Source organism: Pseudomonas sp. R43(2017), from assembly GCF_002112345.1.
Classification (GTDB): Bacteria; Pseudomonadota; Gammaproteobacteria; order Pseudomonadales; family Pseudomonadaceae; genus Aquipseudomonas; species Aquipseudomonas kribbensis.
Genome location: NZ_NEHJ01000010.1, coordinates 257,530 through 279,953 on the forward strand (window position 1 = coordinate 257,530; position 22,424 = coordinate 279,953).

At 63.6% G+C, this 22,424-nt stretch carries 17 protein-coding genes; 12 read left to right on the plus strand and 5 right to left on the minus strand.

Annotation, left to right across the window (positions count from 1 at the left end; genetic code table 11):
• Positions 1-60 precede the first annotated feature (60 nt).
• The 5 genes from CAG02_RS26215 (at position 61) to ycaC (ending at position 4,776) form a co-directional block, all read left to right on the plus strand.
• On the plus strand, positions 61-981 hold the full coding sequence (locus tag CAG02_RS26215; RefSeq protein ID WP_085712051.1) for a LysR family transcriptional regulator: 921 nt from the start codon (positions 61-63) through the stop codon (positions 979-981).
• A gap of 182 nt (positions 982-1,163) precedes the next feature.
• The gene (locus CAG02_RS26220; RefSeq protein WP_085712052.1) at positions 1,164-1,580 is read left to right on the plus strand and encodes a DoxX family protein; all 417 of its coding nucleotides are present in this window, start codon (positions 1,164-1,166) and stop codon (positions 1,578-1,580) included.
• Positions 1,573-2,199, plus strand: coding sequence for an antibiotic biosynthesis monooxygenase (locus CAG02_RS26225; protein ID WP_085712053.1), 627 nt, complete (start codon positions 1,573-1,575; stop codon positions 2,197-2,199). The genes CAG02_RS26220 and CAG02_RS26225 overlap by 8 nt, the downstream gene beginning before the upstream one ends.
• 45 nt (positions 2,200-2,244) lie before the next feature.
• Positions 2,245-4,083, plus strand: a complete 1,839-nt coding sequence (locus CAG02_RS26230; protein WP_085712054.1) for an amidohydrolase — start codon at positions 2,245-2,247, stop codon at positions 4,081-4,083.
• A 66-nt stretch (positions 4,084-4,149) separates the two neighbouring features.
• Positions 4,150-4,776, plus strand: a complete 627-nt coding sequence (gene ycaC, locus CAG02_RS26235) for an isochorismate family cysteine hydrolase YcaC (protein ID WP_085712055.1) — start codon at positions 4,150-4,152, stop codon at positions 4,774-4,776.
• Positions 4,777-4,834: 58 nt separating this feature from the next.
• Here ycaC and CAG02_RS26240 read toward each other — a convergent pair whose 3' ends face one another.
• Both CAG02_RS26240 and CAG02_RS26245 read right to left on the minus strand, forming a co-directional pair.
• The gene (locus CAG02_RS26240) at positions 4,835-6,262 is read right to left on the minus strand and encodes a mechanosensitive ion channel family protein (RefSeq protein WP_085712056.1); all 1,428 of its coding nucleotides are present in this window, start codon (positions 6,260-6,262) and stop codon (positions 4,835-4,837) included.
• Positions 6,263-6,325: 63 nt separating this feature from the next.
• The gene (locus tag CAG02_RS26245; protein ID WP_085712057.1) at positions 6,326-7,342 is read right to left on the minus strand and encodes an alpha/beta hydrolase; all 1,017 of its coding nucleotides are present in this window, start codon (positions 7,340-7,342) and stop codon (positions 6,326-6,328) included.
• 161 nt (positions 7,343-7,503) lie between these two features.
• Between CAG02_RS26245 and CAG02_RS26250 the strand changes: the two genes are divergently transcribed.
• Complete coding sequence (locus CAG02_RS26250) at positions 7,504-8,403, plus strand: LysR family transcriptional regulator (RefSeq protein WP_085712058.1); 900 nt, start codon at positions 7,504-7,506, stop codon at positions 8,401-8,403.
• 125 nt (positions 8,404-8,528) lie between these two features.
• On the opposite strand, the gene CAG02_RS29910 is transcribed toward CAG02_RS26250, so the two are convergent.
• From CAG02_RS29910 to gspG, 3 genes are all read right to left on the minus strand, one after another.
• Positions 8,529-9,080 carry a hypothetical protein gene (locus CAG02_RS29910; protein WP_085712059.1) on the minus strand — a complete coding sequence of 184 codons (552 nt, stop codon included), beginning with the start codon at positions 9,078-9,080 and terminating at the stop codon, positions 8,529-8,531.
• A 76-nt stretch (positions 9,081-9,156) separates the two neighbouring features.
• Positions 9,157-10,344, minus strand: coding sequence for a type II secretion system F family protein (locus CAG02_RS26260; protein ID WP_085712060.1), 1,188 nt, complete (start codon positions 10,342-10,344; stop codon positions 9,157-9,159).
• A 14-nt stretch (positions 10,345-10,358) separates the two neighbouring features.
• Positions 10,359-10,787, minus strand: a complete 429-nt coding sequence (gene gspG, locus CAG02_RS26265) for a type II secretion system major pseudopilin GspG (protein ID WP_085712061.1) — start codon at positions 10,785-10,787, stop codon at positions 10,359-10,361.
• Positions 10,788-10,988: 201 nt separating this feature from the next.
• Here gspG and CAG02_RS26270 point away from each other — a divergent pair, with 201 nt between their 5' ends.
• The 6 genes from CAG02_RS26270 to CAG02_RS26295 all read left to right on the plus strand — a co-directional run bounded on the left by CAG02_RS26270 (position 10,989) and on the right by CAG02_RS26295 (position 22,419).
• On the plus strand, positions 10,989-11,600 hold the full coding sequence (locus CAG02_RS26270) for a lytic transglycosylase domain-containing protein (protein ID WP_085712062.1): 612 nt from the start codon (positions 10,989-10,991) through the stop codon (positions 11,598-11,600).
• Between the two features lie 202 nt (positions 11,601-11,802).
• A complete protein-coding gene (gene mnxG / locus CAG02_RS26275; RefSeq protein ID WP_085712063.1) occupies positions 11,803-17,622 on the plus strand; it encodes a manganese-oxidizing multicopper oxidase MnxG in 5,820 nt (1,939 codons plus the stop codon).
• Between the two features lie 33 nt (positions 17,623-17,655).
• Positions 17,656-19,578: a cytochrome D1 domain-containing protein gene (locus tag CAG02_RS26280; protein ID WP_085712064.1), complete on the plus strand. Its 1,923-nt coding sequence runs from the start codon at positions 17,656-17,658 to the stop codon at positions 19,576-19,578.
• 13 nt (positions 19,579-19,591) lie between these two features.
• Entirely contained in the window at positions 19,592-20,242 is a 651-nt protein-coding gene (locus CAG02_RS26285; protein WP_085712065.1) for an SCO family protein, read from the plus strand.
• A complete protein-coding gene (locus tag CAG02_RS26290) occupies positions 20,239-20,859 on the plus strand; it encodes an SCO family protein (protein WP_085712066.1) in 621 nt (206 codons plus the stop codon). Before CAG02_RS26285 ends, CAG02_RS26290 begins: the two co-directional genes overlap by 4 nt.
• A gap of 9 nt (positions 20,860-20,868) precedes the next feature.
• The gene (locus CAG02_RS26295; protein WP_085712067.1) at positions 20,869-22,419 is read left to right on the plus strand and encodes an ABC transporter substrate-binding protein; all 1,551 of its coding nucleotides are present in this window, start codon (positions 20,869-20,871) and stop codon (positions 22,417-22,419) included.
• Positions 22,420-22,424: the final 5 nt, after the last annotated feature.

Consider the following 22,424-nt stretch of genomic DNA (forward strand, 5'->3'; position numbering starts at 1 on the left):
TGGCCGCCGATCAAGTAAAGTGCGTAGCACTTGCGCCTGGCCCAAAAGGAAAACACGCCCATGAACCGAAACGATCTGCGCCGCGTCGACATGAACCTGCTGGTGATTTTCGAAGCGCTGATGTTCGAAAAGAACCTGACCCGCGTCGCCGAAAAACTGTTCATGGGCCAACCGGCGGTGAGCGCCGCACTGGGCCGCCTGCGCGATCTGTTCGACGATCCGCTGCTGCTGCGCAACGGTCGCGGCATGGAACCGACAGCGCGGGCTCTGGCGATTCTTCAGGAACTGCAACCGGCGATGGACGTGATTTCCGGCGCGGTCAGCCGGGCCAAGGAATTCGATCCGGCCACCAGTTGCGACGTGTTCCGCATCGGCCTGTCGGATGACGCCGAGTTCGGTCTGTTCCCGCCGCTATTGCGCCAGTTGCAGGAAGAGGCACCGGGGATCGTGGTTGTGGTGCGCCGCGCCAACTATCTGTTGATGCCGACATTGCTGGCATCCGGGGAAATCTCCGTCGGCGTGAGCTACACCACCGATCTGCCGGCCAACGCCAAGCGCAAGAAACTGCGCGACATTCCCTGCAAGGTCCTGCGCGGTGATAACCGTCCGGGCCCGCTGACCCTCGACGAATACTGCGAGCGGCCTCATGCAATGGTGTCGTTCTCGGGTGACCTGAGCGGCAACATCGATGTGGACCTGGCCAAGGTCGGCCGCAGTCGCCGCGTAGTGCTCGGTGTGCCGCAGTTCAGCGGTTTGCGCGCCTTGCTCGCGGGCACCGAGATGATCGCCACCGTGCCGGATTACGCCGCGTGTGCGTTGGTCGAAGGCTGTGCGTTGCGGGCTGAAGATCCACCGTTCCCGATCGATGCGGCGCAACTGTCGATGGCGTGGAGCGGGGTGCACGACAATGATCCGGCGGAGAAATGGCTGCGCTCGCGGATCAGTCAGTTCATGTCGGCGTCGCTGGATATTCCGGCGTAACAAGACCTGAAACACAATTCGTTCATCGCCTCATAACCCTGTGGGAGCGAGCAAGCCCGCTCCCACAACAACTTGTGTCGCTCGCGCGTTCTGCGTGTTCTCGCAAAGAGAGCACACCCATCCAATTTCCCCCCGATCAATCGTTGCACCATTGCCTGCAATGATTGATCAAGGATGGGCCCATGAACGCTGTACAACGCAATGACCAGGCGCAAGACCTCGGCCTGCTGTTCCTGCGGGTCACCGGCGGGTTGTTTCTGCTGTTCGTCCACGGCTTGCCCAAGCTGCTGGACTTCACTGCGCAGCTGCAGCTGATCGAAGACCCGTTTCACCTCGGTGCCCACCTCACGTTGATCCTGGCGATCTTCGCCGAAGTCCTCTGTCCGCTGCTGATCGTCGCCGGGTTACTGGTGAGATTGGCGTGCTTGCCTATTCTGTTTGTGCTGCTGGTGGCGCTGCTGCTCGTGCATCCGCAATGGAGTGTGGCCGAAGGGCAGTTCGGCTGGTTGCTGTTGATCCTCTTCACCACTGTTCTGATCGCCGGGCCCGGACGGCTGGCGCTCAATGCCCGTTTGCCCGGAGTGCTTCGCTATGCCTGATACCCAGTCCCTGAGAAAACCGGGAACCGAAGAAACCGTGACGCTGATCGTCAAGCACCGGGTCAAGGCCGGTTTCGAGCAGCCCTACGAAGCCTGGCTGCGCAATATCGTCAGCGTGGCGGGGCGCGAAGAAGGGCACCTGGGCGTGGACGTGATGCGCAGCAAACAGGGTGGCCTCGCACTGTTCACCTGCGTGCTGCGTTATTGCTCGACCGAAGCGATGCAGCGCTGGCTCGACTCCCCGCAGCGTCAGGCATTGATCGAAGAGGCTGCACCGATGCTCGCCGACGGCGACCAGACCGAGGTCAATGCGGCCAACGAATTCTGGTTCACGCCACTGGTCGATGCAGCCACGCCGCCGCCACGCTGGAAGCAGGCAGTGGTCTCACTTTTCGTGATCCTGCCACACACCTTGCTGGTGCCCTTGATCTGGGGGCCGTTGCTCAAACTCAACGGGTTTCTCTCCAACTATGTGGTCGCCACGTTCCTGATCACCCTGACCATCGTGGTGTCGGTGGTCTACGTGTGCATGCCGGCCGCGACTCGTCTGTTCGCTCCATGGCTGGCGGCCAGTCAGTCCCATGAACACCTGGAATCCAACGCCAATCCGCCGCGCTGAAGTGGCGGGTACTGGCTTCGTTTCACTTATCTCGAAGGAACTGCGATGAACGCCGATCTGATTCTGTTCAATGGCCAATTTCATACGGTAGACCGCGAAAAACCTCTCGCCAGTGCCGTGGCGATCAAGGACGGACGCTTTGTCGTCGTCGGTAACGATACGCAGGCCATGGCCCTGCGCGGTGCCGGCACCCAGGTGGTCGATCTCAAGGGCCGCTGCGTGATTCCCGGCCTCAACGACTCGCACTTGCACCTGATTCGTGGCGGCCTGAACTACAACCTCGAACTGCGCTGGGAAGGTGTGCCGTCCCTGGCCGATGCGCTGCGCATGCTCAAGGATCAGGCCGACCGCACGCCGACCCCGCAATGGGTGCGCGTGGTGGGTGGCTGGAACGAATTCCAGTTCGCCGAAAAACGCATGCCGACCCTCGAAGAAATCAACCAGGCCGCGCCGGACACCCCGGTGTTCATCCTGCACCTGTATGACCGCGCGCTGCTCAACCGCGCCGCGTTGCGCGTCGCCGGCTACACCCGCGACACGCCGAACCCGCCGGGTGGCGAGATCGTGCGCGATGCCAACGGCAACCCGACCGGCATGCTGGTGGCGCGGCCGAACGCGATGATTCTGTACTCGACCCTGGCCAAGGGGCCGAAGCTGCCGCTGGAATATCAGGTCAACTCGACCCGCCAGTTCATGCGCGAACTCAATCGCCTCGGCTTGACCAGCGCCATCGATGCCGGCGGCGGTTTCCAGAACTACCCGGACGATTATCAGGTGATCGAACAACTGGCCAAAGACGACCAGTTGACCGTGCGCATCGCCTACAACCTGTTCACGCAGAAGCCCAAAGAAGAGCTGACCGATTTCCAGAACTGGACCGGCAGCGTCAAGTTGCATCAGGGCGATGACTTCCTGCGTCACAACGGCGCTGGCGAAATGCTGGTGTTCTCGGCAGCGGACTTCGAAGACTTCCTCGAACCGCGCCCGGACCTGCCACAGACCATGGAACAGGAGCTGGAGCCGGTGGTGCGCCACCTGGTCGAGCAGCGCTGGCCGTTCCGTCTGCACGCCACCTACAACGAATCGATCAGCCGCATGCTGGATGTGTTCGAGAAGGTCAATCGCGACATCCCGTTCAACGGCTTGCCATGGTTCTTCGACCACGCCGAAACCATCACTCCGCAGAACATCGAGCGGGTGAGGGCGCTGGGCGGCGGCATCGCGATTCAGGATCGCATGGCGTTCCAGGGCGAATACTTCGTCGATCGCTACGGCAAGCAAGCCGCCGAAGCCACGCCACCGATCAAACGCATGCTCGCCGAAGGCGTGCCGGTCGGCGCGGGCACCGATGCCACCCGGGTATCGAGCTACAACCCGTGGACTTCGCTGTACTGGATGGTCAGCGGTCGTACCGTTGGCGGTCTGGCGCTGTACGAAGAGGGCTTGCCTCGCACCACCGCGCTCGAACTGTTCACCCACGGCAGCGCCTGGTTCTCGTCCGAGCAGGGCAAGAAGGGCCAGATCAAGGTCGGGCAACTGGCGGATCTGGCGGCACTGAGTGCGGACTTCTTCCATGTCGAAGAAGAAGCGATCAAGTGGATCGAGTCGGTACTGACCGTGGTCGGCGGCAAGATCGTTTACTCCGCCGGCGACTTCGAAGACCTCGGCCCGCGCGCCTTGCCGGTGCTGCCGGACTGGTCGCCAGTGGTGAAAGTCCCTGGCCACTGGCGTCCGAATTCGCCATTGCAGGCCCAGGTGCACCAGTGCAGCGGCCCGTGCGCGGTGCATACCCACAGCCATGAAAAAGCCCGGATGTCGAATGCCCCGGTCAGCGACTTCGCCGGTTTCTGGGGCGCGTTCGGTTGTTCCTGCTTCGCTTTCTGATCCCGTAAACGGCGCCGGTCTTCGTGGCCGGCGCTTGCCGCATCACCCATCCCCGAGGAGTTTCACATGAGCAACGTTCCTTACAAACGCCTGAACAAAGACGACGCCGTGGTGCTGCTGGTCGACCACCAGACCGGTCTGATCTCGCTGGTGCAGGATTTCTCGCCGAACGAGTTCAAGAACAACGTGCTGGCCCTGGGCGACATCGCCAAGTTCTTCAAACTGCCAACCATCCTCACCACCAGCTTCGACAGCGGCCCGAACGGCCCGATCGTGCCTGAGCTGAAAGCACAATTCCCGGACGCGCCGTTCATTGCCCGCCCTGGCCAGATCAATGCCTGGGACAACGAAGACTTCGTCAAGGCGATCAAGGCCACCGGCCGCAAGCAATTGATCATCGCCGGTGTGGTGACTGACGTGTGCGTGGCGTTCCCGACCCTGTCGGCCATCGCTGAAGGTTTTGAAGTGTTTGTAGTGACCGATGCTTCCGGCACCTTCAACACCACCGTGCAGCAAGCTGCCTGGGCGCGCATGTCGGCCGCCGGTGCACACCTGCTGAACTGGTTCGCGGTGGCGTGCGAGCTGCAGGTTGACTGGCGCAACGATATGGAAGGCCTGGCGAATCTGCTGTCGGAACGCCTGCCGAACTATCGCAACCTGATCAACAGCTACACCAAGTTCACTGCCAAGTAATGGGTTGAAGAAAAATGCCCGCTGAAGAGCGGGCATTTTTTTGTCTGCCGAAAAGGGCTCAACGCTTTTGCAACCACCCCAAAAAACCGCCCTTGCGAACCGGCAAAGGCTTGGCCATCAACGCCAGCCGACTGTTCTGCTGCCTTACCGCCTGCAACTTGTTCAACGCCTGGCCGACTTCGCTGCGCTGTTCCATGCACTGGCGGGTCAGGTTCTTGTCGAGGCGATAAATGATCGAAGACGTCAGCGCCGTGAACGTCGCCTGCGACGGTGTATCCGCCAGAATGCTCTGTTCACCCATGACTTCACTCGGCCCCATGCGCCCGGCCTCGGTAAAGCCGTTGCCGTCCGGCACGCTGGCGCTGACCACGCCGGTGGCGATCACGAACAGGCTGTCCGGGACTTCCTCCAGACCGAGCACCACCTGCCCGGCGCTGTACTGCTGAGCGACCATCGATTCGGCGAGGCGATCGCGTTCTTCATGGCTCAGCGAGCGGAAGATTTTCACTTCATCGAGCAAGGCACGGGCGCGGGTCGACGGTTCGATCACGCCGTCCGGATGGCGCGAAATACCGGCCGCTTCGAGATGGCGGTGGGCGAGGTCGAACAGTTGATTGCGCACTTCGCCTTTCTTGCCCAGTTCAGCGATGAATCCGCTGGCCACGTATTCCGACATGTCTTCGCCGGCCTCTTTCAACAGCGCTTTCGGCGCAGGCGACAGCAACAGACTGCTGCTGCCTTGCAAGGTGCGGTCGAGGGCGTCGAGTACCCGGCGCGGGCGAATGTGGTTCGGCACCTTGATGCTGATCGACACGCCGTGCAGGTTGTTCGGACGGCTGAGGTTGACGATCTTGGCCTTGGCCGCCACCGAGTTCGGCACTACGGCCAGGGTGCCGGCGCTGGTCAGCAGGTGAGTGGCGCGCCAGTCGATGTCGAGCACCTTGCCTTCGACGCCGTCGATCACCACGAAATCGTCCACCTGATACGGCTTGGTGGTGTTGAGCACGATGCCCGAGAACACGTCGGCCAAGGTGCTTTGCAGCGCCAGACCGACGACGATGGCGAATACCCCGGAGGTGGCGAGCAGGCCTTTGACCGGCAGCTCCAGCACGTAACCGGCCGCCGCGACGATGGCCGCCAGAAACACCAGTGCACCGATCACGTCCTGCAACAAACGACCGCTGTGGCCGATGCGCCGCATCAGAATCAGACCGATCACTTCGGTCAATGCCCGCGCGGCGTACAGCCACCAGAGAATCCCCAGCGCCGTCGCCCCCAGTTGCGCCACCTGATCATCGGCAAACAATGGCGCCTGCAACGGGCTGACGCCGGCATTGATGATCAGCGCGCTGAAGGCCAGAAACAGCACCAGCCGCACACCGACCCGTTGTGCGCGATGCTTGAACGGGACGAGATGCCAGAGCAGGGCGTCGAGCACCAGCAGCAGGGCACTCCAGGACAACAGGTGGGCAGAAAAAAGGCTCATGGAATGAACTCCGGCGGGCACAAAAGAAAACGCCACACCCGAAGGTGTGGCGAGTGGCTGGACTCAGTTCAGATGGGTCTTCAGTTCCGCCGCGGCCTGGCGCACGGCGGCCTTCACTTCAGGTATCCCGTTCAGCGGGTTGAGCAGGCCGAAGTCATGAATCATCCCGTTGTAGCGCACCGAGGTCACCGGCACACCGGCGGCGTCGAGGTGGCGGGCGTAGCCTTCGCCTTCGTCGCGCAGCACGTCGAACTCGGCAGTCTGCACCAGCGCGGCGGGCAGGCCCTTGAGCTGTTCGGCACTGGCGTTGAGCGGCGAGGCATGGATCTGTGCACGCTCGGCCGGGTTGGTGGTGTAGTTGTCCCAGAACCACTGCATCATGCCCTTGGTGAGGAAGTGGCCCTCGGCGAACTGCTGGTAAGAGCCGTTATCGAACCCGGCATTGGTCACCGGCCACATCAGCAACTGGAAGCGCAGGGCCGGGGTTTTCTGTTCCTTGGCCATCAGCGCCACGACCGCTGCCATGTTGCCGCCGACGCTGTTGCCGGCCACCGCCAGGCGCTTGCCGTCGACGCCGATGTCCTTGCCGTGCTCGGCCACCCATTTCGTCGCAGCGTAAGCCTGATTGATCGCGGTCGGATACTGCGCTTCCGGCGATGGCGTGTAATCGACGTACACCGCGACCGCGCCAGAACCCACCACCAGATCACGAATCAGGCGTTGGTGTGTCGGGAAATCGCCCAGCACCCAGCCGCCACCGTGGAAGAACATGAACACCGGCAGCTCGCCCTTGACCTTGGCCGGGCGCACCACTTTCAGGTTGATCGTCTGGCCATCGACCTTGATCGCCTTGTCGCTGACTTCAACACCGGACAGGTCGACCTTCACCGAAGCCTGGGCGCCGGTCAGCACCGCACGGGCGTCTTTCGGGCTCAGTTGCTCCAGTGGTTTGCCACCGCCGGCGGCGAGGGCATCGAGGAAGGCCTGGGTGTTGTGTTCGACGCCAGTGCCTTCGGCGGCGAATGCGTTGCCGATGGACAGGGCGAGGAGGGAAGCGGCGAGGGTTTTCTTGATGTTCATGTGCAATTCCTTTTAAGTCGTTTGAGTTTTTGTATGCCTTGGGATCGGGCTGCTGTGGCGCTGGGCTTCAGGCCTCAGCAACACCTTGAGCACAGATTAATGAGGTGCCGGAAAGTGAAAAAGCGGCTATAAAGCGTTTAACTGTCAACCAGAGAGTGACAATGAACCCGTTCGAAGACATGCGTATTTTTTGCCAGGTGATGGACTCCGGCAGCTTCACGGCGGCGGCCGATCAGTTGGGCCTGTCCAAGCAGTTCGTCAGCCGTCGGTTGATGCAACTGGAGGAGCGCCTCGGCGTGCGATTGCTCAACCGTTCGACCCGACGCCTGGACGTGACACCGCTGGGCCAGAGCTATTACGAATCGGCGCTGCGGCTATTGAGCGAAGTCGAACAGGTGGAGCAGGGCATCGCCGGGCAGACCGCCGAGCCGCGCGGAACGATTCGTGTGAGCGCGCCGCTGTCGTTCGCGGTGGCGCACCTGGGTTGTCTGCTGCCGCTGTTCCTGCAGCGTTATCGCGAGGTGACGGTGGAGGTCGATCTGAGCGACCGGCCGGTGGACTTGCTCGGAGAAGGCTACGACCTGGCGCTGCGCATCGGCGTGCTGGAAGACTCGACCCTGATTGCGCGACGCATTGCCGCCATCGAGCGGGTGTACTGCGCCAGTCCTGCGTATCTGGCCGAGCGCGGCACGCCGGTCAAACCGGAGGATCTGCTCAGCCATGACTGCCTGCCTTACGGTCACGGGCGTTCGGTGCAGTGGAGGTTCAATGCGGGGCAGGGCAAGCCGCAACTGGTGAATGTCACCGGACGGATGCGGGTCAACAACGGTGAGTTGCTGCGGGATGCGGCGGTGGCGGGGATGGGGATTACTTACCTGCCGACATTCATTGTCGGCGCGGCATTGAAGGACGGGCGGCTGGTTCCGGTGCTGGATGATTTGCGCCCGGAGCCGTTGATTCTGTCGGCGGTGTACCCGCAGCACCGCCAGGCGTCGCGGCCGGTGCAGGCGTTGATCGAGTTTTTGCGTGAGCGGCTGGATAAGACACAAGCGATTTTGTAGCCGCTGAAAAACAGTGTGGGAGCGAGCTTGCTCGCGAAAGCTTTCTGTCTGCCAGCGAAGAGGTTGTGCGTACTGGCGCCTTCGCGAGCAAGCTCGCTCCCACAGGTGTTGCGTTTCAAGGTGATTTAGTTGGCGCGCTTGTCATCGCCCGGCTCGCCGCCGACGTGCACGCCGCGATCATCACCGATTTCTCCAGCGCGGTGTACGCCGTGGTCATCACCGACTTCTCCGGCCCGATGGACCCCATGGTCATCGCCTACTTCGCCTGCCCGATGAACCCCATGATCATCACCCGCTTCGGCGTGGGTGCCGTTGCGTCCTGAAGAGGCGCTGTCGCCAGAATGGCCCGAACCATGGTCGCTGCCGCTGTGGCCGCTGTTTCCACCGCCGCCACTGCCGCCACTGCCACTGTTGCCACCACTGCCGCTACCACCGTGGCCACCGCCATTGCCCCCATTTCCGCCACCGCTACCACCGCCACCGCCTCCGTTGCCACCGCCGCCACCGCCATTTCCGCCTCCACCACCACTCCCGCCACCACCGCTTCCTCCACCCCCACTTCCACCTTCCTTGGCCTGAACGCTGGACACCCCGGACAGGTTGTCCGGGATCAATACGGTAGACGCCGACAGGACTGCGCCGATGGCCATTGCGAGCATGAGCTTTTGAATGTGCATATCGTTCTCCGTCTTTGTTGTCTTGATTGGGAACCTGGATCTGCAGTGTTGCGCTTGAGTCGACCCGTTCCCGGGGTCAGTGAATGCTTGAAGCGAGTTCGAAGATCGGGATGTACATCAGGATCACGATGACCCCGATCAACAGGCCGATGAAGGTCATCAGCAGCGGTTCGAACAGCCGCACGAACCACTCGATCCAGCGGCTGATTTCCTCGTCGTAGAAATCGGCGCTGCGTTCCATCATTTGCCCGAGGTTGCCGGACTGCTCGCCGGCGCGCAGCAGGCGCAGGGACACGGGCGTCACCAGTCGATTGAGCTCCAGCGCAGTGGACAACGACTGCCCCTCGCGCACTCGCTCGCAGGCCTGGTCGAGCCGCGCCCGCGAGGCCACGGTGAGCAGGCCGCGCACCATGCCCATGGCTGTCACCAGCGGAATCCCGCCTTGCAGCAGAATGCCCAGCGAGCGATAAAACCGCGCCAGCTCATACATGAAGATCCGCTGGTGCACTGCGGGGAGTTTTTCCACCAGCCGATCCAGCCCGCGACGGAATGCCGGTTGTTTCTGCAACACGGCGAGGGCGGTGATGATCGCCGCCAGAATCCCGAAGAACTCACCCTGATGCGCGTGCAGGAACATGCCGCTGCTCATCAGCATCTGCGACAGCCACGGCAGGTTCGAGCCCAGCCCTTCGAACACCAGGCTGAAGCGTGGCACCACGTAACCCATCAGAAACAGCACCACGCCACCGCCGACCACCAGCAACAACAACGGGTAGATCGAGGCGCTGACGATCTTCTGCCGCACCTCGTCCATGCGCTGGCGATAGCTGACATAACGCCCCAGCGCATCGCCGACCGCGCCGGTTTTCTCGCTGGACTGTACCAGCGCCACGTACAGCGGCGGGAAGACCGCCGACAACTGGGCCAACGCCTGGGAGAACGACTTGCCCTCGTACAGCAGCCGCACCAGCTCGCTCAGGGTTTTGCGCGCAGCGGGGGCGGTTTCTTTTTCCGCCAGGCTTTCCAGTGCATCGATCAGCGGCAGGCCGGCGTTGAGCAACGTGGTCAGTTCCTGGCTGAACAGCACCAGATTGAAGGTCTCACGCTGGCTCAGGCGCAACGAGCGCCAGTGGCGCTCGGCGTGCAGGCTGACCACGCGCAGGCCCTGATCCTCGGCGATGCGCCGCGCTTCGCTGTGACCGGGTGCCTCGATGTTCAGCGACACCACGCCGGCCTTGCCCACTGCCTTCAAATGAAAACGCATGCCCGGTGCTCCGCTCATTGCCAGTTGGTGATTTCGGCGTTTTCGCCTTCGCCGCCAGGCTGGCCGTCTTTGCCCATCGACAGCAGGTCGTACTCGGCGTTTTCGCCGGGGTAGCGGTAGGTGTAGTTGCGGCCCCACGGGTCCTGCGGGAGTTTCTTCTGCAAGTACGGGCCGGTCCATTTCGCCTCGTCGCTCGGCGCGGTCACCAACGCCTGCAGGCCTTGTTCGGTGGACGGGTAGTGGCCGACTTCCAGCCGATACAAGTCCAGCGCCTTGCTCAGGCCTTCGATCTGCGCCTTGGCGACCTTCACTTCGGAGCGCCCCAGCTGGGCGAAATATTTGGGCGCGACGATCCCGGCCAGCAGGCCGAGCACCACCAGCACCACGAGCAATTCGAGCAGGGTGAATCCCCGTTGGGCGCGCGGACGAACATGCAGCTTCATGATGACCTCCGGTGAGTGGCAGCCGAGTCGCCCAACGGCCTATGCAATTGCCATACTCAGCCCTCTATAAATTCCGTCTGAGGGCTGAAGCCCTTGAAGTACGGGGCTTTCGAGAGTCGGCACAGTGCTTGCGTACGGCTGATTCACGACAGGTCAGTGGGGCATTTCCCCCAATTTTCCGGGCCTGTCAGGGGAGGCCCAATGCTCAATCCAATCTGCGCAGGACTGCTTGGCTGCATGCTGCTGACCGGCATTGCCGAAGCCGATGTGTTTGTCTCCGTGGACGCCAAGGGCAGCTACGTGCTGTCCAACGTTCACCGCCCCGGACGCACCTACGAACGGGTGATTCACGAGGCGCAAATGCCCGTGGTCAGCCTCGACCGACAACCGCAGTTGATCGCCAATCAGCCTTACGCCGAGCTGGTGTCGGCTGCCGCTGCAGCCAATCACTTGCCCGAAGCGCTGTTGCACGCGGTGATCAACGCCGAGTCGAACTACAACCCCGGCGCCACCTCGGCCAAAGGCGCCGGCGGGCTGATGCAACTGATGCCCGACACCGCCCGGGAACTGGGGGTGACCGACGTCTACGACCCCCGCGCCAACATCCAGGGCGGGGCGCGGTATCTGAAGCGCCTGATGACCCTGTTCGACAATGACATCGCCCTGGCCGTGGCGGCCTACAACGCCGGCCCCGACGCGGTGCTCAGCCGTGGCCGGGTGATCCCGCCGTTCGCCGAAACCCAGCGTTATGTGCCCAGCGTCCTGCGCCAGTACCGGCGTTTGCAGGGGCTGGCGGCGGACGCGCCGTTGTAATCCTTCAACCCGGTTTTCCCCACTTTCGGGGCAAATTCGCCGGGTCGGAAAAACGGGGAATCGGGTGGGGAATATCCCCCGGACTCTCAAATGATTTCTGTAACTGATTGAACAGAAACATGATTTTTTGTGGCATGCGGATTGCTCCAGCGGGTTTGTCGAGAATCATTCCCTGTGAGCACCCACTACGAGGTTTCCGATCATGGTTGGCATTCACCACGCACCGTCCCTGTTGAACTGGCTGCTGTTGCTGGCCTCGATGCTCAGCGTCGAACTGGCCAGCGCCGCCGTGCGCTGCGAACGCAATCTGGTGGCCAACGTCGTGGCCTTCGATCAGCCGCTGATGTTCAACCGCCTCGGCGCGCAGAACGTCAACGGCATGATGTTCGCCTTGCGTCGCGACGTGGTCGATGACCATGACCGGTCGCTGGCCCAGGGCGGTTCGGCGGTGCCGGGCAAAGTGTCGCTGCGCCCGGACAAGCGTCCACGGCCGCTGGTGCTGCGTGTGGCAGCGGGGGATTGCCTGACCATCAACCTGCAAAACCTGCTGGCGTATCAGGCCAACCCCAATCATCACGCCGAGCCTGAGGGCGAAGCGGAAAACGCCAACATCGGCGAAGCGTTCAAGGCCGACGAGCAAGTCGCCGACCGGCATGTCGGCTTCCAGGTCAACGGCCTGCAAGCGGTGAACAGCATCGACGACATCGCCTCGTTCACCGGGCGCAACGCCAACAGTCTGGTCGCCCCCGGCGCCAGCCGTTCCTATTTGTTGTACGCCGAGCGCGAAGGGGCGTTCGATGTCAGCAGCCGGGGCGCGACGTTCGGCGGGGAGGGCGCGGCCGGCAACAATGCCAATGGCCTGTTTGCCCAAGTGGTGGTCGTGCCCAAGGGCGGCCGCACTTACCGCAACACCCTCACCGAAGAAGAAATGCGCCTGGCCAGCACGGGCCGCACCCCCGCCGGACACCCCATCGTCGATTACCAGGCCCGCTACCCGCAGCGCGAGCCGTGGCTGCGCGAAGGCAAGGCCGGCTCGCCGATCATCAGCATGGTTGACGGCAATGAAATCATCTCCAGCGAAAGCGACGCCATTGTCATGGGCAGCAACCCCGACGGCAGCTTTCCGTCGATCACCTATCCGCTGGAATCGGTGGGCAAACGCAACCCGGCGCTGCCCAACCGGCTCGAACCGTTCCGCGATTTCGCCGCGCAGTTCCAGGACGAAACCGCCGTCACCCAGGCGTTCCCCGCGTACTTTGCCGACCCGGTCATGGGCCACGTGCTGGAGCCGACCCGCGACTCGTTCATGATCAACTACGGCGCTGGCGGCATGGGCGCCGAAGTGATTGCCAACCGTCTGGGCGTGGGGCCGATGCACGATTGCCTGTCCTGCGCCTACGAAGAATTCTTCCTCAGCTCCCACACCGTCGGCGACGTGGCGATGCTGGTGGACGTGCCGGCCAACACCGGGCTTGAGAACATCGCCCCCGGCCAGACCCCACGCGCCGATCAGGTCGGCGTCAAGGCGACGATGGCGCTGTATCCGTCGGAGCCGTCGAACGTCGCCCACAGCTACATCGGTGACTTCGTCAAATTCCGCAACACCCACAACGGTTACGAACACCATATCTTCCACTTGCACGGCCATCAGTGGCTGTTCAACCCCAACGATGACAACTCCGATTACGTCGACGCCCAAGGCATCGGCCCGGGCGCCGGCTACACCTATGAAATCGCCAATGGCGGCTCGGGCAACCGCAACCGGGTGGCCGGCGATGCGATCTACCATTGCCATTTCTATCCGCATTTTGCTCAGGGCATGTGGGCCATGTGGCGGGTGCACGATGTGTTTGAAGAGGGCACCCGGCTGGAGGTATCCGAGCAAGGTGCCGATGGTTTCCACAGCGAACCCTATGCACTGCGCAGCGGCAAACCGGCCGCCGGCGCCCGCGCCTTGCCCGATGGCGAAATCATTGCCGGTACGCCCATTCCGGCGGTGGTGCCGCTGCCGGGCAAAGCCATGGCGCCGATGCCCGGCAAAGTTGTTGTCGTGCCGAAAATCGGCGAAACGATGGTCGCCGGCCACGATGACGACGATGAGGAAGAAGAGGGCGACGACGATCACCATGGCGGCAACGCTGGCGGTCAGGCTGTGGGTTCGCTGGCGCTGGTGGATCGCAGCGAAGCCAACCGCAACGCCGATGGCAGCCTGAAGAACCCCGGCTATCCGTTCTGGATCGGCGGCATGGAAAGTTCAGTCGGGCAACGCCCACCGACCCCACCGCTGGACATGCTCGACGCAGCGACCGCGCAATCGCTCAAAGCCAGCGGCAAGGCACTGTGGGCCAACCTTGATCCGTTGCAATCCGGCGGCTGGGACGGCGGCTTGCCACGCCATGCCCTGGACGGCAAATCCGCCGGCGGTGAAGCGCACACCGTGACCACGTCGCTGGATTTCTCCAAGGCAGTCACTCGCGCCAAACCGATCTACCTGCCGGAAGAGGGCACCGAAGTCGAACAGGCAGCGATGGCCTTCCACGCGAAGAAAGATCACCCCAGTTTTGCCTTGTTGCCCGGCAATCAAATTGTGGCCAAGGCTTTCCGCACCAACGGCGCTCTGCCGATTGCCGGCGCGCCGTATTACGAACCGTGCATGGACGACCGGCAAAAACGCCTGACCAGCAGCGCCGGCAGCGGTGAATTCAACAGCGGCGAGCGCGTTGATGGCATGTCCTTCGTCGGCGCCTCGGCCTTCACCGCCGACCGGCCACGGGTCTACAAAGCCGCAAACATCCAGTTCGACGCGGTGTACAACAAGGTCGGTTATCACTTCCCGCAAGCCCGGATTCTGGCGCTGTGGGAAGACGCCTGGCCGGTGATCACCAAGCAGCGTCCGCCGGAGCCGCTGGTGATGCGCATGAACACCTTCGACTGCGTGCAATACCAGCAAACCAACCTGGTGCCGGCCGTCTACGAGATGGACGACTATCAGGTGCGCACCCCGACCGACGTGATCGGCCAGCATATTCACCTGCCGAAGTGGGACCTGACGGCGGCCGACGGTTCCTCCAACGGCTGGAACTACGAGGACGGTGTGCTTTCCCCCGGCGCCGTGCAGGAACGCGTGCACGCGATTCGCGAGTTCAACCAGTGCGCCGGCACCGATCCGCGCGACGGCACTCCGGCCTGCCCGAAAGCCAAGGCGCATCCGTTTTTCGGCCAGTACGGACGCAGCGACTGGATGGGCGCGCGCACGGCGATGCAGCGCTGGTTCGTCGATCCGGTGATCAACAGCAAAGGCGTGGATCGCGGCCTCGGCACGATCTTCACCCACGACCACCTCGGTCCATCGACGCACCAACAGATCGGCCTCTACGCCACCGTGTTGGCTGAACCGGCCGGGTCCACCTGGTTCCACGCCGAAACCGGCGAGCCTCTGTACAGCGGCGCCCGGCAGGACGGCGGGCCGACGTCGTGGCAAGCGGTGATCAACACCGGCGACCTCGACGGCGACGGCTTGAACGACAGCTTCCGCGAGTTCTTCCTCGAATACAGCGACTTCCAGCACGCCTATGAAGCCGGGGTGTATGTGGGCGCCGGCCCGAACGGCATCCCGAATGCCCAAGCGTTCCCGGCCACGGCCGACAGCTTCCGCTTTGCGATCAACCCGCCGGTGCGCAACAACGCCGGCAACCTGCTGGAAGCGGTGGTCGAGGCGCGCGGCGGGATCAAACCGGGCTGCCCGAGCCGGCCGTGCCCGCAGGCGATTTCCGTGGATGACCCGGGCATGTTTGTCGTCAACTACCGTAACGAACCGCTGGGCCTGCGGGTGTTCGACCCGAACAGAGTCGGCCCGGACGGCAAGCGCGGCATGCAGGCCGACGGCCTCGGCGGTGACCTGGCGTACGCCATGCAGAGTCGAACCGACCGCGCCATCCCGGCGCTGAACCTGGCGCCGAACCAGATCAGCTCGGCCACCGGGCCTACCGGTGGCACCACGCTGTTCCCGCCGCACATCAACAAGGGCGGCGCCGAACCGGGCGATCCGTTCACGCCGATGCTGCGCACCTACACCGGCGACAACGTGCGGTTGCGGGTGCATGCGGGCGGCCATGAGGAAGAACACAACGTCACCCTGCACGGCGTGAAGTGGCTGCAGAGCGGTTCCGGGTTCGGCAACAGTTCCAACTCCGGCTGGCGTGCCTCGCAGATGGTCGGGATCTCCGAGCAGATGGGCTTCATCGCGCCGGTGTCGATGCTGTCGAGTTCGGCCGCGACCACCGGGGATTATCTGTACTCGATGGACGCCTCGATCGAGGGTTACTGGAACGGCATCTGGGGCGTGATGCGCAACTACACCGCGCAACGCAACGACCTGTTCGCGCTGCCGAACAACCCGAAACCCACCGGCATGCGCAACACCGTGGCGTTCGAAGGCAGTTGCCCACGGATCAGCGCCAATCCCAATGGCATCGGCACCCGGCCCACCGTGCAGCGCAATTATGAAATCGTCGCGGCGCTGGCCAATGACATCCTGCGCAACCCGTTGGGGCTGACCATCGGTGACTCGGCCGGGCTCGGCCAGCATGTCGGCGGGGCGCTGAATCCAGCGGGCGGCACGCTGGTGTTCAACTCGCGGCCGGTGAGCATTCCGCAGGTGACGGTGACCGACCCCGAGGATGGCGAGACCATCACCATCGGCGGCCAGAGCGGGCCGATCCATGACCCGACCGCCATTCTGTACGTGCGCAAGGCGGATCTCGATCCAGCCACCGGCAAGCTCAAACCCGGTATCCCGGTCGAGCCGCTGGTACTGCGCGCCGCTGCCGGCGACTGCATCAACATCACTCTGGAAAACCGCTTGCCGAGCGTCATGCCGGACCTGGCCCAGACCGCAATCCTGCAAGGTCTGGTCAAACGTGATCGCAACGGTGGCGACGGCTCGACCACCTTCAACAACAACCTGCTGCGGCCGTCCAGCCATGTCGGGCTGCACGCGCAATTGCTGGCCTATGACATCACCAAATCCGATGGCGTGAACGTCGGCGCCAACCCGATCCAGACCGTGCCACCGCGCGCCGGCAGCACCGGTGCGTACCCGACCCGTACCTATCAGTACTACGCCGGGCATCTGGAGCGCGAAGGCAAACCGATCACCCAACTGGGGCGCAACGTCGACAACATCAACGCCACGGCGGTGGAGTTCGGCGGCCTCAACTTCACCCCGGCGGACGTGATCAAACAACCGCAGAAAGGCCTGGGCGGGGCGATGAGCATTCTGCCGATCGGCGCGACCTGGGTGGATGACGTGCGCAAGGTCAGCGCCACGGTGACGGCGGCGGGGCAGACGGCCTATCGCGACTTCGCAATGGTCTGGCAGCGCGCCCTGAACCTGCGCTGGGCCAATGGCCGGCCAGTGGAAGGCATCGCCTCCGAAGGCATGGGCGTGCCGAACGATCCGAAGGACAACGCCGGCATGGCCATCAACTACAAGGCCGAACCGATGTGGTACCGCTTTGGTCTCGCGCCGGACGCACCGTTCGGTCGCGCCGACGGCCATGGCTACGGCGACGTGCCCAACGCGCACATGGCCTACAGCAACGCGCTGGTCGGCGGCGATCCGCAGACCCCGGTGTTCTACGCCAGACCGGGTCAGCCGTTCCGCACCCATGTGTTGATGCCGACCGGCGGCAGCCGTGGCTCGACCTTCCAGCTCGACGGGCATCTGTGGTCGGTCAATCCGTTCCAGTCGGAGAAAAGCGATGTCGGCGGTTACCCGATGAACACCCCCGGCGTGGGTTCGGTGAAGTTCGGCTACAACCCGATGTCGATGTACATCGGCGCCCGGGAGAGCGTGCTGCCGGCGGCGCACTTCAGCTTCATGTTGCCGAGCGCCGGCGGGGCCAACGCAATAGCGGGGGACTACCTGTTCCGCGACAACGCCTCGTTCGGCAACACGGCGGGGTTGTGGGGGTTGTTGCGGGTGACCAATGAGGCCGAGCCGGCACCGCCTGCTCAGTAGCCGCACGAGGATGTATTGGCAGGGGAGAGCGACATGAACAGGATCATCAACATCATCGGCGTCTGCCTGCTGGCGATGGCCGGGGCGTTGCTCACGCTGAGCGAGATTGCCCTGGCGCAGACCGGGCCGGGTCAGGTGCTGGCCCGCGACGGCGTGTCGATTGCCTTCAATCTGAAGCCGCTGGCCAAGGACGGTCAGTTGCGTGAAGGCGAGTTCGCCGACGTGCAGTTCCGCGTCACCGATGGTGCCTCCGGCCAGCCGCTGTCCGGGGTGGCGCCGGGGGCGTGGATCGATCCGGAAACCGTTGCCGCCGACCAGGCCCAGGGCCGCGACAAGAGCTGCAAATCCAGGGTCGGGACGTTCCTCAAATCCAATATTGGCGCGCGGCCATTGCTCGATCTCAACAGCTACTTCCTGCTGGTGATGAACCGCGATGCCAGCGTTTCGGTGATCGATCCTTCGGTGTCGGTCGGCGGCATCACCAGCACCCTGGCGCGGATCGAACTCAAGCAACCGCCGATGGACTGGGTCACGCCCAGGGACAATAAACGGGTGTTCGTGTCGATGCCGGCAGCAGGTGCAGTGGCGGTGATCGACAGCGAACAATTCAAGGTGCTCGACTCGGTGGACGCCGGCAGCCAACCGGTGCGAGTCACGCTGCAACCGGACGAACGTCTGCTGTGGGTCGGCAACAACGCGGCGAAGACCGAAGAATCCGGTGTCACCGTGATTGATGCCCAAAGCCTCAAGCCACTGAAGCATCTGGAGACCGGTCGTGGCCACCACGAAATCACCTTCAGCAAGGACAGCCGCTTCGCCTTCGTCAGCAACCGCGACGACGGCACGTTGAGTGTCATCGACATCGCCAGCCTGAGCCTGCTGCAACAGGTGAAAACCGGTTCCAGTCCGCTGTCTGTGGCGTACTCGCCGCTGTCCGGCGCGGTGTACGTGGCTGACGGCAAGGACGGCACCGTCACGGTGATCGACGCCAACAGCCGAGCCGTGCGACGGGTGATCAAGTTGCAACAGGGTCTCGGCCCGATGGGTTTCAGCGCTGATGGCCGCTTCGGCATGGTGCTCAACACCCTGGAAAATCGCGCCACGGTGATCGACGCCGCCATCGACGCAGCGATCCATGATCTGGACGTGTCCGCCGAGCCCTATCAAGTGGTGTTCACCAAGGCCTATGCCTACGTGCGCGGGCTGGCGTCGCCGAAGGTCACGATGATCAATCTGGCGTCGCTTGGCGAAGGGCGTCAGCCGATTACTCAAGGCTTCGAAGCCGGGCCTCAGCCGCCACGGCTGGCCGGGGATCTGCCGCTGGCGTCGAGCCTCGCCGTATCCCGCGACGACAACGCGGTGTTCGTGGTCAACCCGGTGGACAACACCACCTATTTCTACACCGAAGGCATGAACGCGCCGATGTCCGGTTACCCCAATCGCGGGCAGGTGGCGCGTGCGGCCATGGTGGTCGACCGCAGCCTGCGCGAGGTGTCGCCGGGGCTGTACAGCGCCCGGGTGAAACTGCCGGCGGCGGGGCGTTTCGACGTGGCGTTCCTGCTCAATCAGCCGAACATCATTCATTGCTTCAGCGCCCAGGTGGAGTCCGACGGTGCGGCTGAAAAACACGTCGGCCCGCCGAAAGTCGAGTTCCTGCCGGGCAAGACCGCCGTGGCGCTCAACGACCCGTACGTGGTGCGGTTCCGCATCGTCGAAGGCAAACAGAAAGTGCAGCGCACCGGCGTGAAAGACGTGCAGTTGCGCTACTTCCTCGCGCCGACATCGCGGCCCCGTGAAGTGGCGGCGCTGGAAGTCGCCGACGGTGTGTACGAAGCCCCGCTGACCCTCGACCGCAGCGGCGCCTGGTACCTGCATGTGCGCGCGGCATCGCTGGGCGCCGGTTTCGACGACAAGACCTTTGCCAGTGTCCGGGTGTTGCCCGGCCAGACTCAGTGACGAGGACAACGCCATGAACCGATTCGCATCATCCGGCCTGCTGACCCTGTGTCTGCTGGCCGCCGGCATTCATCAGGCCCGGGCGCACTCGGCGGATGAACACGCGGGGCACAAGGCGCCGGCCGCCAGCACTCAGGAACACACCCAGGTCAAATTTGCCGACGTGCCGCTGCTCGACCAGAACGGCAAGACCGTGCACCTGGAACAGGATCTGGTGCACAACAAAATCGTCGTCATGAGCTTCATCTACACCAGTTGCACCACGGTCTGCCCGGTGGTCTCGTCGATCATGGGCAAGGTGCAGAAACAGCTGGGTTCGCGGGTCGGCGGCGAAGTGCAACTGGTGTCGATCAGTATCGACCCGCAGCGCGACGACCCGAAACGCCTGCAGGATTACGCCCGCGCTTTCCAGCGCGGGCCGGGCTGGAGCTGGCTGACCGGTTCGCCGCAGTCGATCAACGCCACCCTCAAGGGGCTGGGCAGTTTCAGCGGTGACTTCAAGAATCATCAGCCGCTGATCCTCGTCGGCGACGGCAACAGCCGTCACTGGATGCGCTATTACGGTTTCACCGACCCGGCGTTGCTGGCCAAGGAAGTGGAAAAACTCAGCGGCCTGCGCACCCACGCCAGACACACCGCGATTGCCATGGAGCAACAGCCATGAGAATGCTCGACTGGATCTCCCTGACAATCTGTTTCCTGATTCTCGGCAACGTGGCGTTCGCCCACGAAGGCCATGCCCCCGAGGCTCCGGCAACGGTTGCCGCCGCGCCGGCCAAAGGCACCCACGACGCAAAAACCTGGTTCACCGACACACCGTTGCTGGATCAGCACGGCAATACTCAACGCTTCTACAGCGACGCCCTGCAAAATCGCGTGGTGCTGCTCAATGTCATTTTCACCAGTTGCAACGACGCCTGTCCGCTGATCACCCGCAAGCTCAAGGAAGTCCGCGAGCTGCTGGGCGACAAGGCCGAAGGCGTCACTTTCATTTCCCTTACCAGTGATCCGCTGCGCGACACACCGGCGGTGCTCAAGGCTTACACCTTGAAGCAGGGCGCCGATGACCCTCACTGGCTTTTCCTTACCGGCGACAAGGCGCAGATGGATCTGGTGCTCGGTCGCATCGGCCAGATCGTGCCGACGCCGGAGCAGCACTCGACCCAGCTGATCGTCGGCGATGTCGCCAACAAACGCTGGAGCAAGATCCGTCCCGACGCCCCGGCCGCCGCCATTGCCCAGCGCTTGCAGCTGCTGACAATGCCCGTGGCCGGCCGCTGAGTCCGCATCATGAGCCTGCGCCGCGTCCTCGTCCCGATCCTGCTCGCTGGCGTCAGCCTCGGCGCGGCTGCGTTGCCGCTGACCGATGAAGAAAGTGCCGGCAAGCGCCTGTACCGCGAAGGCCTGTCGGCCAGCGGCGAGGCGATCATGGCGCGGGTCGGCGCGGCGGACGTGTTGCTGCCGGCCACGAGTCTGCCGTGCGCCAACTGCCACGGCGCCGACGGCCTCGGCAGGCCCGAAGGCGGGGTGCGGCCGCCGGAGCTGAACTGGTCGCGGCTGACCAGCCTCCACGGTCAGCAACAGATCAATGGCCGTAGTTACCCGGCGTACACCGAAAACAGCCTGGCGCGGGTGATTCAGGAGGGGCGTGACCCCGGCAACAATCGGCTCGACCCGAGCATGCCGCGCTTTCTGCTGTCGATGAAGGATCAGCGCAACCTCACCGCTTATCTCAAACGCCTGGCCGATGATCGCGATCCGGGGCTCGATGACCAGACCTTGCACCTGGGCACCTTGCTGCCGAGCCAGGGGCCGCTGGCCGAGGAGGGCGCCACCGTCGCGGCGGTGCTCAACGGCAGCGTGGCGCGGATCAATCAGGCCGGTGGCATTCATGGCCGGCAGTTGCGCCTGACCGTGGTTGATCCCGGCCCGGATCGCGCCAGCGCCGAACAGGCCCTGCAACGGCTAATCGACGAGGAAAAGGTCTTTGCGCTGATTGCTCCGCTGGCTCCGGCGCTGGACAACGAATTGGCACCGCGCCTGGAACAGGCCGGTCTGCCGCTGATCGGGCCGTTGTCCTTGATGGGTTCGGTGCAGGCCAGTGCGCAGATCTTTGAACCGCTGCCGGGATTGCGGGAGCAGTTGATCGCCCTGGCCGACTACGCCACCGCCAGCCTGAAAGTGCTGCAAGGGCCGACGCTGATCGCCTATCCCGACGACCCGAATCAGGTGCAGGCCGCTCAGGCGCTGGGGCAATACTTGCAGGATCACGGCTGGAAAAATGTCCGAATGCAGGCCTACGACCCGGCGACAGATGCCTTGCCGCTGGGCTCACGCTCAGTGTTTTACCTGGGCAGCGGCAGCGGTTTCAGTCGGTTGGCGGCGGGGCTGCAGCAGGCGGGGCAAGTGCCGTACCTGTTCGCGACTTCGGGTCAGGTCGCGGGCGACCTGCTGCAAGTGCCCGAGGGCTATTCCCGGCGCGTGTTTCTGGCCTATCCCTTTGTGCCGAGCGACTGGACCCAGGCCGGGCGCATGGCCCTGACCCTGCTGCGCGAACATCAGGGCCTTGGCGCGCAGCATGCGGTGCTGCAAGTCGGCGCCTACGCCTCGATGCTGCTGTTCAGCGAAGCCATGAAGCAGGCCGGGCGCGATGCCAGCCGCGAAAAAATGGTGACAGCCCTCGAAGGCCTGCACGACTTCGACACCGGCCTGACCCCGCGCCTCAGCTTTGGCCCCGGACGACGATCGGGCCTGAGCGGGGCGCATGTGGTCACCGTGGATTTGCCCGATCAGCGTTTCTATCTGGTCGCGCCCTACAAACCGATTCTCGCGAGCCCCTGAACGGA